The organism is Diaphorobacter sp. HDW4B, assembly GCF_011305535.1.
In the GTDB taxonomy this organism is placed as follows: Bacteria; Pseudomonadota; Gammaproteobacteria; order Burkholderiales; family Burkholderiaceae_C; genus Diaphorobacter_A.
Genome location: NZ_CP049905.1, coordinates 1962878 through 1978461 on the forward strand (window position 1 = coordinate 1962878; position 15584 = coordinate 1978461).

Sequence of the window (15584 nt, forward strand, 5' to 3'; positions counted from 1 at the left end):
AGCTGCTTCTTTTTGAGATGCTGATCAGTCGTCAGTCTTCTTCAGGATCGAGGAACGACACATCGGCCTCGGCCACGAGCTGGTTCGTGTCACCGTTGAACATCAGCGCCTTGTCGCCCAGATCGATCATGTAGAAGTGACCTGCGTCGGTGAGGAAATGCCAGGCCAGCATCGGCTTGCCTTCATGCTCAAAGGACGGGTCGCCCGCGGTGATGCGGTCCAGCTCCTGTCCTGCCACTTCGCACAGTTCGTCGATCACCTTCACATAGCGCGGCTGGTCTTCGAGTGCCTGGGCTGCGCGCTCTTCCAAGTCGGGAATCTTGGCGGCGATTTCGTCGAACAGGTCTTCGAGATCGTCTTCCGCCACGGCCTGCAATTGCGGATGCCCGCGCAGCCAGCGGCTGTTGTATTCGACCAGATCCTCCTGCTCGTTCAACTGGTAGAACTCGCCGTTGGTTTCATTGAGCGCATCGCGTTCGGTGTTTTCGCCGAAGTATTCACTGTCGAGAAAGCGGTCGAGCTCCTCTTCGCTCAAGCGGTCGATGATCGCCAGGCTCTTGTCGAACAGCACCGCGTGCCGCTCGGCCTTCATTTCGGCCAACCCCTGCTGGACATATTCGATGATCTCGCCATCGCAGCCGATGTTGTAGATGAACTGCGAAAAACCGCCGTTCTTCACCTGCGCGAGGTAGTAATCGACGTAGTAGCTCTTGAGCGCCTCGGGCGAGATTTCCTCGTATTCGACCAAGCGTTCGAGCAACTGATTGACGCTCTCGATGTTGGACTCGACCAGATCGTAGCTGTCCTCGCTGGCCAGACTTTCCTTGGAAACCACAATGGTGGGGGACAGCAGCATCTTGTCGACTCCTGACGGGGGTGTTTGGTGAGGGTGATCGGGACACACCTATCTTGTGCCCATTGCGCGAAGACTTGATGACGCCAGCACGAATTACCGTGCGGCCGTGGCCGTCCCGAATTCCTTGGCCACCCAGTCATCGACCAGCGCTTTCTCGTAACGCAGCGGATCGCTCTCGTAGCGTCGGCCCTTGAGCTGCAACGCTGTGTCCTGCAAGGTGCGCGACGCCGTCTGCACCACCTTGCCCTTGGCCGAAAGGCGCTTGAACGTGAGCACGATGCGCGGCGGCACCACGTCCTGGCTGCTGCGCGCTTCGCCCGGCACGCTGCTGGTTCCGGGCATGGCGGTCGCGCGGCGGATGTCGGAGATGTTGACCTCGGCGCGTTCACCATCCCGCAAGGCTTCAGCGATGCGATCGGCCATGTGTTCGCACAGCGCCTCGACCCACGCACGGCGCGCGGCCTTGGATTCCTTTTGCGCCGATGGCACGGGCGTGAAGCTGTCCGGATTCGCCGTGGTCACGCTGACCGTGCCGGCCTGAATCTCGCGCGGCTGGGCCGGGTCTTTCTGCATCAGCGTGCAGCCCGTGGACAGCAGCAGCACCGTGCTCATCACAAAGGCCGTGCCCATGCGGCCCCATGCGGAGGGTGCCCGCCATGACGGGAATGGGATGGAACCGGCGGAAATCGACACACAAAGCATTGCTCAATCCTTTCGCTGCTGTTCACGGCATGGCTGACGACGCAAGGCGACCGATCAGCCGTGAATGTCGCGTCGCCAGAAAGATGGCTCCGCATACTTCTGCTTGAGATATTCAATCCACAGCCGCACGCGAAGCGGCATGTGCTTGCGCTGCGGAAACACCACGAAGATGCCGTTGGGCGGTGCGGCGAATTCCTCCAGCACGGGCACGAGGCGACCCGCCTCGATCTCGGACTCCACTTCCCAAGTGCTGCGCCACGCAATGCCCCAGCCCCCCAGACACCAGTCATGCAGCACCTGCCCGTCGGAGCAGTCGAGTGGCCCGCCCGGCTTGAAGTGCACGACCTCGCCCGAGCCATCGCCTTGCGGAATGCGGAACGCCCAGCCGCGCGTCTGCGACGCCTCGCTCGACAGCGTCAGGCAATCATGCTGCACCAGTTCCGACGGATGCACGGGCGTGCCGCGTCGGCGCAGATATTCGGGCGTGGCAACGCACAAACGCCGGTTGTCGGCCACGCGCACGCTGACCAGCGAAGAATCCGGCAGATCGCCCACGCGCACCGCGCAGTCGTAGCCCTCGCCCGTCAGGTCAACCACGCGGTCGCTCAGATTCAGCGAGATCGTGACCTCGGGGTGCATTTCACGATATTGAGGCAGCAGCGGCGCGACGTGGCGACGCCCGAAACCCGCAGGCGCGGTGATGCGCAGATGCCCGGTCGCCTTGACGCCACCGGCACTCACGCTGGCTTCCACGCTGGCCAGATCGGAGAGCAGGCGTTGGCAGTCTTCCAGAAACGCGATGCCCTCATGCGTGAGCGACAGCTTGCGCGTGGTGCGCACCAGCAGCTTCACGCCGAGGCGCTCTTCCAGCGCATCCAGCCTGCGCCCCATGATGGCCGGGGCCACGCCTTCGAGCTTGGCGGCCGCTGTGAGGCTACCCCGCGTGGCTATCGCAACAAATGATTCGAGCTGTTTGAGACGATCCATGAAATGGTGATTTCCGGCTGCGGCCTTCCTGTGGGAGGCACGCCGTGAAATGCGACCCTCCGCACCACCCGCGCACCTGCATTCGGGCCTATTATCAACGGCTGGTTCCCACTTTGAGCAAATGTGCACCAAAGGCTCCGCAATCACGATGCCCACATCCATATCGCCAAGCAAAAGCGTCCCCGCGAAATCCCCCACCACCGCACAGGCAGAGAGCTGGTACGCCCCCGGCCAACTGGTTCGGCTATTCGGGCAAACCCCTGTGAACCTGGCGTTCTGGGGCAAGGACGAGCGGCTGCGCATGGCAACGCTGGAGTGGTGCACCTGGTTCGGCCTGGACCCCGGCAACGTGATCGGACGCACGCTGGGCGAGCTGCTCCCGGCGGACTATCTGGGCCGGTGGCGCCAGCCATTCGAGGCAGCTTCGCGCGGCGAGGTCGCGCAATATGTGGACATGCAGCAGGACAAGCTGGGCACCCAGCAATGGCGGCATGTGCATCTGTCGCCGCAACTGCCGCATTTCGCGCAATCCGAGGCAGGCGCTCCCCCCGCCGTGCAAGGCGTGATGATGGTGATGACCGACGCCACGCGCGAACATCTGCGCGAGCAGATGCTGGAGCGCCAGCGCGAGCAGATTCAGCAGCTCCAGCACAAGCTGCAGGAACACAGCGGCGATGGTGCGGAAGTCGAAAAGCTGCGCGCCTTGCTTGACTGGCGCACCGCCATGCTGACCGAGCACAACGAAATGCTGCAGTTGCTGTCGCACGAAATCCGCCAGCCGCTCAACAACGCCTCGGCCGCCATGCAGGCGACGATGAAGGCCATCGACGACCTGCACCTGCGAGACACCGACCCGGCGACCAAGGCCCTGTCGCGCGCCGAGCATGTGCTGCAGCAGGTCATCGGCACACTGGACAACACGCTCGCCGCCGGAACGATTCTGGCCGTGGGCGGCAAGGCCAGCTCTTCGAGCGACACCGATCTGCCCACGCTGGTGCGCCTCGTCATGCACGACATCGCCGCCGATCAGCGCCCGCGCATCGTCGAGCAATGGGACACCGACACCCGCACCGTGCAACTCCACCCGGCGCTGATGCGACTGACCATCCGCAATCTGCTGAATAACGCACTCGCCTATGCCCCCGACGGCACGCAGGTGACGCTGCGGATTTCAGAATCGGACGACCCGCTCGCACTCATCATCGAAGTGCTGGACAACGGCCCCGGCATCTCGGAGGAACTGCGCCCACGCCTGTTTGAAAAAGGCTCGCGCGGCAGCGAGAATCGCAACCGGGCAGGCGCGGGTCTCGGCCTCTTCATCGTGCGCTCCGTGGTGCAGCTCCATCAAGGTACAGTAGAGGCATTGCCTAACGAGCCGCAAGGAACGATCATGCGGCTGGTCATTCCCCAAGGGCTGGCGGACTGAGCAGGAGACAACGGACAACGACGACTACCCGCCGCGCCGACGAACAACAACCCAGCAGAACAAGCCAACATCCATGCTCCCTGTAACCCTTGCACTGGTCGACGATGACACCGAATACTGCGAATTCCTCGCGCAGCACTTGCGTGCCCAAGGCGTGGAAGTGCAGGCCTACAGCGACAGCAGCGACCTGCTGGCCGACCTGGCGCCGTACCGGTTCGACTTCTATGTGCTCGACCTCATGCTCCCCGGCGTGGACGGGGCCGAGCTCATCCGCATCCTGCGCAAGCGCACGCAGGCCGGCGTGCTGATCGTCTCCGGCCGCCTCGGCCCCGAAGTGTTTGCCGAAGTGATCAACGCCGGTGCCGACATGTACCTCACCAAGCCGGTCACTTTCGAGCAGGTCGAACTCGCGATCCGCGCCGTGCACCGCCGCATCATGACCACGGCCAAGACGGCCACCGCCTGGAAACTCGACAAGCGCCGCAGCGTGCTCACCGCCCCCGATGGCCAGACAGTGGAACTCAGCCCCACCGACCTGATTCTGATGGACTGCTTCCTCAAGGCCCAGGGAGCGACCGTCACCCGCGAACAGATCCGCGAACTGCTCGAAGGCACCAGCGCCGCCGAATCCGACAACAGCCTGCACGCCACCATCTACCGCCTGCGCCGCCGCATCGAGCGAGTCACACCACTGGCCGTGCCGCTGCAATCACAGCAAAAAGTCGGCTACCAATTCCGCGCCCCATTGATCGCAGGTTAAAAAGAGAAAATCCCCGCTCCCGCTCCCGCCTGCCGGAGCGAGCCAACGAAGCGCAGCGAGCCCCAAGATCCAAAGCCACAACGGCAAGATCGCCCTTGAGACGCGACGCAGAGACGAAGACAGTACTTTGGTACGGCAAGGCTCTGCAACAAAGTATCAAGGGCGATATTGCCGCCTCAAAACGATTGACCAATCGAAGCCGCAAGGCTTCGTACAAACCAACAAAAACAAGGTCAGGAAAACAAAAAGCGGACCCAAGGCCCGCTTTTCATCGTTCATGAATCCCTTGTGGGAATTACATGGTCATCTTGGCTTCGACATCATTGATCTTGCGTCGTGCCAGTGCCAGATTGGCACGGCTGCTGTCCAGCACGTAATAAATGAAGATGCCCGCCAGCTTGGCCGAAGGACGAATGATGTGGTATTGCCTGCCCAGTGTGATCAGCATGTCTTCGATGGTGTCGTTCAGGCCCAGAGCCTTCATCGTCTTCATCTTGGCGCGCACCACTTCGGTGTTGCCGGCGGCTGCCAGTTCCAGGTCCACGCCCGTACCGATGCTGCCCAGCATCATGCCGCTGTTGTAATCCACCACGGCGGCACACATTGCGCCGTCGAGAGACATCAGATCTTGCAGACTTTCGTTCAGATTTGCCATTTTGCGTACCTCCGCTCAGTTCAATTGATGATCGGTCGCCAGCCTTATGTCGGCGCCTGCATATGATTCTATTGAATCAGTTCTGATTCAGGTCAACTTTGTGAGTGTTTAATTGCTTTTAGATTGTCATCTTTTGTGAACAGCAGTGTTTGACTATCAAGTAAAAAGTTTTGTAGCACCCTGTCCTGTATAGCCAATTGGGTATTTGCCGTCCGCAAAGAGTGGTGATTCACATTCGCCACATCGAATCGTTCCATGCAGCGAATGCACAACAGTCGTTCAGCGATCACAAGTCATCAGAACTGATCGACATGATCGCATCAGCAAGCGTTGATGTCGATCCGTAGTGTGGTCTGGCGTGGACAACCGACATCCACCAGGGCCCCGCCGCGACAGGCTTCGTGCGGGGCGATGGTGATTCCATACATATAAGTCACAGATAAAACGTATTTTCCGTAATTGATCTGTCAAACAGTTCGCAATACAGTGGCGTATCACGATGCCAGAGGTTCCCTCTGTTTGCAGCATCCCGCTTTTCCAGTAATTCAAGGTAGAGGTAGACACACCATGACTGACCGCATTGCCGTTCACGGCCTTCAAGTTGCCCCCGCGCTGTACAACTTCGTGGAAAAGGACGTCCTGCCGGGCACCGGTGTGGACAGCGCTTCTTTCTGGAAGGGCTTCGATGCGCTGGTCGCCGACCTCGCGCCCAAGAACGCAGCCCTGCTGGCCGAGCGCGATCGCCTGCAAAAGGAACTGGACACCTGGCACAAGGCCAACCCCGGCCCGATCACCAACATGGCCGCGTACCGCGAGTTCCTGACGAAGATCGGCTATCTGGTCGAGCCACCGAAGGACGCCAAGGCCACGACCGAAAACGTCGACGCCGAACTGGCCAAGATCGCCGGTCCGCAGCTCGTCGTGCCTATCCTCAATGCCCGCTATGCACTGAACGCCGCCAACGCACGTTGGGGCTCGCTGTATGACGCGCTGTATGGCACGGACGCCATCAGCGAAGAAGGCGGCGCTGAAAAAGGCAAGGGCTACAACCCCGTGCGCGGTGCCAAGGTCATCGAATTCGCACGCAACTTCCTCGACCAGGCCGTGCCGCTGGCCGCTGGCTCGCACAAGGATGCGACAGCCTACCAAGTCGTGGGCGTCAAGCTGGAAGTGACGCTGAAGGATGGCACCAAGACAGGTCTCAAGGATGCCGCCAAGTTCGTCGGCTTCCAGGGCGATGCTGCGGCTCCGAAGTCGATTCTGCTGATCAACAACGGCATGCACATCGACATCCGCATCGACAACACCACCGCCATCGGCAAGACCGACGCGGCGGGCGTGGCCGACGTGGTGGTGGAAGCCGCCGTCTCCACGATTCTTGATCTGGAAGACTCCGTGGCCGCCGTCGATGCCGAAGACAAGGTGCTGGGTTACAGCAACTGGCTGGGCATTCTCAAGGGCACGCTGACCGAGTCGTTCGACAAGGGCGGCAAGACCGTCACGCGCGGCCTGAACGCCGATCGCGAATACACCGGCGCTGACGGCAAGCCTGTGAAGCTGCATGGCCGCTCGCTGATGTTCCTGCGCAATGTCGGCCACCTGATGACCAACCCCGCCATCCTGTGGGGCGCGGACAAGAAAGAGATTCCCGAAGGCATCATGGACGCCGTGGTGACCACCGCCATCGCCATCCACGACCTGAAGGGCAACGGTGCCAACGGCCTGCGCAACAGCCGCACCGGCAGCGTCTACATCGTCAAGCCCAAGATGCACGGCCCCGCCGAAGTCGGCTTTGCCAACGAGCTGTTCGGCCGCGTCGAAAAGCTGCTCGGCCTGCCCGAGAACACCGTCAAGCTCGGCATCATGGATGAAGAGCGCCGCACCAGCGTGAACCTGAAGGCCTCGATCGCCGCAGCGCCTGCACGCGTGGCGTTCATCAACACCGGCTTCCTCGACCGCACCGGCGACGAAATGCACACCGCCATGCAAGCCGGTCCGATGGTCCGCAAGGGCGAGATGAAGACCAGCGCCTGGCTGCAGGCCTACGAAAAGAACAACGTGCTCGTCGGCCTGACCATGGGCCTGCGCGGTCGCGCCCAGATCGGCAAGGGCATGTGGGCCATGCCCGACCTGATGAAGGCCATGCTCGAACAGAAGATCGCCCACCCCAAGGCCGGTGCCAACACCGCCTGGGTGCCATCGCCCACCGGCGCCACGCTGCACGCCCTGCACTACCACCAGGTCAGCGTGGCCGACGTGCAAAAGGAACTGGAAAAGACCAGCGCCGACGCCGTGCGTGACGACATCCTGGCCGACCTGCTGCAGATTCCGGTCGCCAAGGATCCCAAATGGACCGACGCCGAGAAACAGCAGGAACTGGACAACAACGTCCAGGGCATCCTCGGCTACGTGGTGCGCTGGGTCGATGCGGGCATCGGCTGCTCCAAGGTGCCCGACATCCACAACGTCGGCCTGATGGAAGACCGCGCCACGCTGCGCATCTCCAGCCAGCACATCGCCAACTGGCTGCGCCACGGCATCGTGACCCAGCAGCAGGTGCTGGACACCTTCGCCCGCATGGCCAAGGTGGTGGACGAGCAAAACGCGGGCGACGCGTCGTACATCAGCCTCGTGGGCAACCCACAAGGTGCCGCGATGCAGGCCGCGCAAGAACTGGTGTTCAAGGGCGAAGAGCAACCCTCCGGCTACACCGAGCCCCTGCTGCACGCATGGCGCTTGAAGGTGAAGGCCGGCGCGAAGTAAACCACCTCCATCACTGAAAACCCGTCCTTGAAGGGAGCCCGCTGTTCGCAGCGGGCTCCCTTTGTTTTTGGGCCTCTAAAACACGCTGGAAACACGCCTCAAAACAGCAGCGGACCAGCTTATAGGCCGCGCACTTGCTTGCAAAGCGTTTTGATTGCAAACAACTCTGACAAATCATCCCCCGAACTGGGTATTTCCAAATGCTACCGCGGCGGAAGCAGGGTAAGAACATCAAGCTGACGTGCCATGAAAACCGCCATCCACCTCCCAAACATGAAATACATGTGAGCAATCACTTTCATTAAATACTATAAAAAGACTATGATTTCCACTGCGGCGAATCCATTTTTCTGCGTATCTCGAAAATAACAAAAGCAACAAAACACACACAAATCCGAGCACAGCATCGGTTGCGGAATCGCTCAATTTGTCAAGAATACAAACTATTGAATTCAAAAAACCAATAGTTTTAATCGAGCGACCCGCCCATTTCGGCGGTCATCGAACACCTTCTCGAACATGCGCGCAATCGCATCGAAGGAAGGGGCCAGCAGGGAGGGGTTGCCCAACGGCAATCAACGACACGATGACGATTTTTTCCGTTTTGGGCACCCGCCCCACCGCCATCCAGATGGCTCCATGGATGAAGTTGCTTGAACTGCCTCGCGGCGACGCAAGCACTCCCCTCAAGTCGGCTCCTTGCATGCCGACGACCACCGGCGGCTGAGGAGCAGCGCCATGTCCACGCACAACAGCGCACCCAACCGACTTCTGCCACTGGGGCGGATGGGCGTCAGCCTTGTCGGCTCCGTCACCTGGTTGCTGGCAGGTGCAACAGCGCACGCCAGCACGCTGAGTGCCGAGTTGCAGCAAATCACGCAAGGCCAGCGCTTCGAGCGCCGCATCTCGCTGTCGACCATGGGCGTGATGGGGCCTTCGGTCAACATCCCGGCCGATTCCTTGCAGGAGTTCTACTTTCCTGCACAGGGCGGTGAGCGCGTTCGTTCTTCGCTGGTAGTGACGACGCCTGCCAATCAACCCGCGTCGGCCTTCGCCGTCAATGGTATGGCAGCACCTGTCCGCGCGGCGGCACCGGGGCAACCGCAGCAAGTGATCCACACCCACTTGCCGGTCAACGGCTCGGCCACGCCCGCACGGCTGGGCATGCAGGTGGGGCCCGAAGCGCCCACCACCTGCGACGCGAAATCCACTGGCGCGGTGGCCTTGAACCCGGACAGCTATCTGTCGTACTACGCCACAGATGCCGAAGCGTCTGCTGTATCTGCGGCGTCCGCTGCGTCCACCTGGTCGCAAGCGATTGCCACCATGCCCGAGCGCCCTTTCCTGCTCGTCGCCGCACCGCCGCTGAGCCGCGAGACCTTCGATACCGCATGGCGCGTGGGCCTGGCCATGGCGCGGCAAGGGCGACCCGTCACCGTGCACACGCTGCCCAGCGTGGGCGACATCGTGGACACGCGCACGCTCAGCATTCCTGCGGCGCTGGAATCCATCACCGCCTTCGCCGCGTTGAAGGACGCGAGCGAACACCACGCGCTTGCCAACGCCGCAGAAATCGGCGCGCTGCTCATGCTCGACGCCAGCAGCTTGCTCGCCGATGTCGTGGTCACCGATCCGCTGTTGCAAAGCCAGCTCGCACGCGCACTCGATGCCTTGCAACTGCAGATCACCGATGAAGAGGCGCTGGGCGTTTTCCAGCAATGGCGCGACAAGCGCATGCCGCTGGCCCGCGCTGGGGCCCGGCCCACGGCGCTTGCACGCATGACGTTCGGTGCCCATCCAGCCTGGACCGTGACGGCCGATGGCGCCAGCAGCATCGCCTCGCTGGACACCCAGGCCCAATGGCGTGCGCTGACTGCCGTGGCCGATGGCGCTGCGCGCCTTGCCGCAAGCCAGGCCAATCATGCGTTGCTGCGCGACTCGTCAAGCGCCAAGGCCCCGCATCAGTTCACCGTCCAGGCACCGCAGAACTGGGCCGCCAGCTTTGCGCTGACGCCGCCACTGGCCACCGGCCACACGCCTTCGCACATACAGGTCCACTTCCAGTTGCCGGAAAGCTCCGGGCAACAAGGCCCCGTCGGCGTGCTGCACTGGAACGGCATCCTTCTCGCTGCGCGCAATCTGAAGGGCAACGGCGAGCGCGAAACGCTGGCCGCCGACATCCCCGTCTATGCCCTCAGCGCCATCAATGTGCTGCAGGTTGCCGTCAAGCAGAACGCGCCTGCGGGAGGCTGCAGGCCGGCCGCGCCCGTGCCCACCACGGCGTTGCAGTTGGACGTGCGCTTTGACTCCGCTGTCGCAGCAGGCACCGCGCCGCCCACCCACACGCCGTCCTTTGCGGACGTGATCAGCAGCCTCGGGCGCTCTGCCGACATCGCAGTGCCGCAAAGCTATCTCGCACAGGCGCGACTGGGGCTGACCAACACGATTCAACTGGCTGCGGCGGCCAATCTCTCGCCCATCGCATCGCGCCTCGTGCTGGTCGATGCCAAGAAAGCATTCGCGCCGTCGCAGTCCTTTGTTGCGCTGGATGTATCTCTGCCCGATACGCCACGCGCGCTCGCGCTGCAGGACCAGCAGATCGCACTGCGTGATCGCCCGGTCCAAGGATTGCCATGGCCGCCAGCCAGCGGCGTGACCGCCGTGCAAGTCGTGCGCACCGATCAGCAGAACGGTCTGCTGTGGTATCCGCTCGGCGCCGAAACGCGCGTGCGCCCCACCGGCCTGCTGGTCAATCACGGCCAACTGGCGCTGCTCGGCCCCGGCTCCGAAGTGGCGTGGATCAACGCATCGGGCTCCGTCGTGCGCGCCGCCGACGCCAACACCGCCGGAACCATGTACGAGTGGCGCAGCCTGTTTTCCTGGGGCGTTCCCGTGACGCTCGCATCACTGAGCCTGTTCATCGTGCTGTTGGTGGCCGCCGCCATCGCAGCGCGCAGAGCCAAGCGCAAATCACAAGCACTTGAGGGAGTCGCATGATGTCCACACATTACCTGCCCTATCTGGTCGCGGACTACTACCACTGGCTCGAAATCGCCGGTGTCTTTGTGGCTCTGGTGATCTTCGTGTCCAGCATCGACGATCTGATCGTGGATGCCTGGTTCTGGATTCGCAAGACCTACCGGCGCTTCTTCATGCAGCGCTATGCGCCGCTGACCAGCCAGCAGATACGCGCCGTGCCCGAACAGCCGCTGGCCATCATGGTGCCTGCATGGCTCGAGTACGACGTCATCGCGCTGATGCTCGAAAGCATGGTCGGCACGCTCGAATACAAGAACTACATGATCTTCGTGGGCACGTACAAAAACGACGCGCGCACCAAGGAAGAAGTCGAGCGCATGCGCCGCCGCTACCGCCAACTGGTGCATGTGGAGGTGCCGCACGACGGACCCACCTGCAAGGCCGATTGCCTCAACTGGATCGTGCAGGCCATCTTTCTGCAGAACCAGCACCAGAGCGTTCCGTTCGCAGGCGTGGTGCTGCACGACAGCGAGGACGTGGTGCATCCGCTGGAGCTCAAGTACTACAACTACCTGCTGCCGCGCGTGGACTTCATCCAGTTGCCCGTGGCGTCGCTGGAGCGTCACTGGTACGAGCTGGTCGCGGGCACCTACATGGACGAGTTCGCCGAATGGCACACCAAGGATCTGGTGGTGCGCGAGAGCATGACGCGCATGGTGCCGTCCGCCGGTGTCGGCACCTGCTTTTCACGCAGGGCGCTGGAATCGCTTGCCGTTGAAACCAACAACCAGCCCTTCAACACCGACACGCTGACCGAGGACTACGACATCGGCACGCGCCTCTCGCGCATGGGCATGAAGCAGATCTTCGGGCGCTTCCCGGTCGATCACGTCATCCGTCGCAAGACCTGGTTCGGGCTCGGCCCCGAGAAAGAGGAAGTCCAGAAGCTGCCGCTCGACATCCGCGAATATTTCCCCAACACCTTCAAGACCGCGTATCGCCAGAAGGCACGCTGGACGCTGGGCATCGGCCTGCAGGGCTGGTCACAGGTCGGCTGGAAGGGCTCGCTCGCCACAAAGTACTTGCTGTTCCGCGACCGCAAAGGGCTGATCACGTCGTTCGTCGCCATCGGCGGCTATGTGCTGCTGCTGAACTTTCTGGCGTTCTGGCTCGCCGACAAGATGGGTTGGTGGCAGACCTACTTTCCTTCGCAGTTCTCGCCACGCGGTTGGGTGGGCACGCTGATTCTGCTGAACGGCATCGCGCTGCTGCTCCGAACCTTCCAGCGCGGCCTGTTCGTGCAGCGCCTGTATGGCTGGGAGCACGCGCTGCTCTCGGCTCCGCGCATGGTGATCGGCAACTTCATCAACGCTGCTGCCGCTGCGCGTGCGTGGAAGCTGTTCATCGTTCACCTCGTCACCGGAAAGCGTCTGGCGTGGGACAAGACCATGCACGACTTCCCCTCCGCCGATCAACTGGTGCAGCAGCGCCAGAGTCTGGGCCAACTGCTCGTGAGCTGGAAGGTCATCAGCGAAGAGCAGCTCGCGCAGGCCTTGAACCACCAGCGCCAGGTGAACATGAAGCTTGGCGAGATTCTGGTGCAGCAGGACAGCCTGGACGAACACACGCTGCAGGAAGCGATTTCGTACCAGCTCTATGTCGAGGAAGTGTCGCGCCCTGCACCGCTGATGCCGGAGCCAAGCAGATGAACTCCGGCCTCACCCGCATCGCCATCGCCGCCCTGCTCGCGCTCGGAAGCGCCGTGGCCAGCGCTGCGCCGCCGATCGATCCGGCAACCGCGCAGACACCGCTCAAAGGCCAGGCCTTCAAGCTGGCGAATCAGGCCTTCGCGGCCTATGACGCACAGCGCTATCCGCAGGCCGAGCAGTTTGCGCGCCACGCGATTGCACTGCGCCCCGACGTGCTGCGGCTGCACATGCTGCTGATCTACGCGCTGCAAAAGCAAGGCAAGAACCAGCAGGCGCTGGACGCCGTCACGAGCGCGCAGGCCACGGGTCTGCCATCCGACGAACTCGCGCAGGCCAAAAGCAATCTGCAGGCTGGCGGCGGCGCAGGCAACGCCGCTCCCAGCGCGGCGTTCCGCGAAGGCTTTCCGTTCGCCACACAGGCGTTCGACGACTACAACGCGCAGAAATACGCATCGAGCGCCGCGCTGGCCGAGAAGGCATTCCGCATCGATCCCGCGCAAGGCAACTGGGCGCTGCTGTGGATCAACGCATTGGACGCACAAGACCGGTTGCCCGCAGCCGTGGAAGCGGTCGACACCGCCATCGCATTGGGTGCACCCAACAAGAACGATCTGGTGGCACGCAAGCAGGCGCTGCACAAAGCCATGTCGGCCAAGCCCGCCATCGAGACCTATCGCGCGCTCGGGGATTTTCAGATGACCGATGCCGTCGAGCTGGCACGCAAAGCCGTGGCGCTGGCACCCGACACGCAAAGCCATCAACTGCTGCTGCTCACCACGCTGGTGCTCGCCAACCGCATGGCCGAAGGCGAGGCCGCTGCCAGCGATGCGCTCAAGCAGGACGACGAAGACACGAACGCGCTTGTCATGCGTGCCTACTTCAGGCAACGCCAACTGAAAACAGAGTTGGCCACCAAGGACTTCGAAGAAGCCATGGCGCAGGATTGGCTCGACGACGCACAGCGCGCTGGCATTCGCCTGATCGCGGTCGATGCGGCGTTGGCCGTGGGTGATTTCGATCGCGCAAGGACATTGGTGTCCCCGCTGGATGTCAACGACAAGGCCGTTGCTCTGCGCCTCCAGCAGATCGCAGAACGCGCTGCGCCACCGACGGAACTCACCAGCGCGAACTATCCACCGCCCAGCCAGGACTGCCACGTCACGCCCTACGGCACGGTCTGCGACATGAAGCCCGCCGACGAGGCCAACACAGCGAGCGCCAAGGCTTATGCGGCCTACGGCAAACAGGACTACCAGGAAGCCATCGCGCAGGCCGAAAAAGCCGTCGAGCAAGCCCCCGACAACGCCGCGATGCAGCGCCTGCTCACCGTCACGCTGGCCGCAGGCAACGCCGCACAGCAGGCACGCTCCATGCAGCGCATCGATGCCGACCTGAAGACCACGCCCGACGATGCAGGCCTGCTCATGCAGCGCGCCTACATCCACCAGCGCCGCAACGAGTCACAAGCCGCGCTCGACGATTTCCGCGCCGCGCGGGCCACCGGCAAGGCCCCGCCGCTCGCCATCCTCGATGAAAGCTACGCGCTCGCACGCGTGGGGCGCAAGTCCGATGCGGTGGGCCTGTTCAAACAGGCCATCGACCAGAACGACGACAACGAACTCGAACTCACGCCCGAGCAGCGCTACAACACACGCAACGCCATCGCGGGCCTGTCGCGCGAATGGGGCGCATCGGTGTCCACCAGCTATCGCGGCGCGCGGCCTGCGGGCTCGGGCCTGAACGGCACGCCCATCACCACGGGCTCCGACTCGGTCTTCGGCATGGCCGATGTGTACTGGCGGCCGCCGGAATTTCTCAACAGCGCAACGCAGGTCTTCGAGGTCTACGGCCGCGTGATGAGCACGCTGCACGGCGGCTCTTCCACCACGCACGAGCAGACCATTGTCGACCCCTGCACGGGCCGCCCCATCGCCATCGGAGCCGCCAGAAACAACGGCATTTCGGGCCTGTCCACGACCATCGGATCGCTGGGGGTGCGCTTCACACCATCGACCGATTACGCACTCACGTTCGGTCTGGAACGGCGCTTCCTGCTCGGCTCATCAACGCGCTCGGGTTCGGTGACGCCCGCCTCCGCCGACCTGCGCTGCAAGCTCAGCGGACGCGATCCGTCGCAGCCCGGCGCGCCGGTCATCGGCAACGCGCAGTCGATTCAGTTCGACTCGAATGCAAGTCAGGGCGGCTGGCTGGCCTATGCCACCCATGGCTTCTACAAAGGCACGGCGCTGCGCTTTGACGTGCCGAGCTGGTTCACGATGGAAGGCTATCTGCAGGCCGGCTACTACTACGAAGACTTGTCCGCCAACTTCTGGATGCGCGACCAGAACACCGGCGTGAACGGCGAGCGCCGACGCGGAAAGTACCGCCGCGACCAATGGTTCGCCAACGCCGAGGCGCGCGTGGGCCGCAGCTACCGCATGGATGCAGTGAGCGATCGGCTGATGTTGTTCCCGCACTTGGTGCTGGCCGTGGACTACCAGCGCCAGAACTACCGCGCACGCGTTCCCGGCTTCAACGAGGCCATGCGCGTGCAGGGCAACGGATCGACCTGGTCGGCGGGCGTGGGCGCAGGCATCAGCGCGCGCTACTCGTTCCGCGAAGACCACTACAACGCGCCACGTTCCTACATCGACTGGACCTTGCAGTACCGCACCAACATCGGCGGCGGCCAGAAGGACCGCGCCAAGGGCTGGTTCATGAGCCTGTCGCTCTGGTACTGATCAACG

Annotated in this window: 11 protein-coding genes; 7 read left to right on the plus strand and 4 right to left on the minus strand. The window is 62.7% G+C overall.

Features of this window, described 5'->3' with window-relative positions; genetic code table 11:
- Positions 1 to 31 precede the first annotated feature (31 nt).
- The 3 genes from G7048_RS09080 to G7048_RS09090 form a co-directional block, all read right to left on the minus strand.
- On the minus strand, positions 32 to 856 hold the full coding sequence (locus G7048_RS09080) for a DUF4375 domain-containing protein (RefSeq protein ID WP_166067821.1): 825 nt from the start codon (positions 854 to 856) through the stop codon (positions 32 to 34).
- Between the two features lie 93 nt (positions 857 to 949).
- Positions 950 to 1549 carry a DUF3016 domain-containing protein gene (locus G7048_RS09085; RefSeq protein ID WP_166067822.1) on the minus strand — a complete coding sequence of 200 codons (600 nt, stop codon included), beginning with the start codon at positions 1547 to 1549 and terminating at the stop codon, positions 950 to 952.
- A gap of 63 nt (positions 1550 to 1612) precedes the next feature.
- Positions 1613 to 2545, minus strand: a complete 933-nt coding sequence (locus G7048_RS09090) for a LysR family transcriptional regulator (RefSeq protein ID WP_166067823.1) — start codon at positions 2543 to 2545, stop codon at positions 1613 to 1615.
- A gap of 148 nt (positions 2546 to 2693) precedes the next feature.
- Between G7048_RS09090 and G7048_RS09095 the strand changes: the two genes are divergently transcribed.
- Both G7048_RS09095 and G7048_RS09100 read left to right on the plus strand, forming a co-directional pair.
- Positions 2694 to 3971, plus strand: a complete 1278-nt coding sequence (locus G7048_RS09095; protein ID WP_166067824.1) for a PAS domain-containing sensor histidine kinase — start codon at positions 2694 to 2696, stop codon at positions 3969 to 3971.
- A gap of 73 nt (positions 3972 to 4044) precedes the next feature.
- Positions 4045 to 4731: a response regulator transcription factor gene (locus G7048_RS09100; RefSeq protein WP_166067825.1), complete on the plus strand. Its 687-nt coding sequence runs from the start codon at positions 4045 to 4047 to the stop codon at positions 4729 to 4731.
- Positions 4732 to 5026: 295 nt separating this feature from the next.
- Here the strand turns inward: G7048_RS09100 and G7048_RS09105 are convergent, their stop codons facing one another.
- A complete protein-coding gene (locus G7048_RS09105) occupies positions 5027 to 5386 on the minus strand; it encodes a hypothetical protein (RefSeq protein WP_166067826.1) in 360 nt (119 codons plus the stop codon).
- A 567-nt stretch (positions 5387 to 5953) separates the two neighbouring features.
- Here G7048_RS09105 and G7048_RS09110 point away from each other — a divergent pair.
- The 5 genes from G7048_RS09110 to G7048_RS09130 all read left to right on the plus strand — a co-directional run bounded on the left by G7048_RS09110 (position 5954) and on the right by G7048_RS09130 (position 15578).
- Positions 5954 to 8149, plus strand: coding sequence for a malate synthase G (locus G7048_RS09110; protein WP_166067827.1), 2196 nt, complete (start codon positions 5954 to 5956; stop codon positions 8147 to 8149).
- Between the two features lie 586 nt (positions 8150 to 8735).
- Complete coding sequence (locus G7048_RS09115; RefSeq protein ID WP_166067828.1) at positions 8736 to 8876, plus strand: hypothetical protein; 141 nt, start codon at positions 8736 to 8738, stop codon at positions 8874 to 8876.
- Positions 8877 to 8887: 11 nt separating this feature from the next.
- Positions 8888 to 11146 (plus strand): hypothetical protein, encoded by a 2259-nt coding sequence (locus tag G7048_RS09120; protein ID WP_166067829.1) that lies wholly within the window; start codon positions 8888 to 8890, stop codon positions 11144 to 11146.
- On the plus strand, positions 11143 to 12837 hold the full coding sequence (locus tag G7048_RS09125) for a glycosyl transferase family protein (RefSeq protein ID WP_166067830.1): 1695 nt from the start codon (positions 11143 to 11145) through the stop codon (positions 12835 to 12837). The genes G7048_RS09120 and G7048_RS09125 overlap by 4 nt, the downstream gene beginning before the upstream one ends.
- Positions 12834 to 15578 (plus strand): hypothetical protein, encoded by a 2745-nt coding sequence (locus tag G7048_RS09130; protein WP_166067831.1) that lies wholly within the window; start codon positions 12834 to 12836, stop codon positions 15576 to 15578. Before G7048_RS09125 ends, G7048_RS09130 begins: the two co-directional genes overlap by 4 nt.
- Positions 15579 to 15584: the final 6 nt, after the last annotated feature.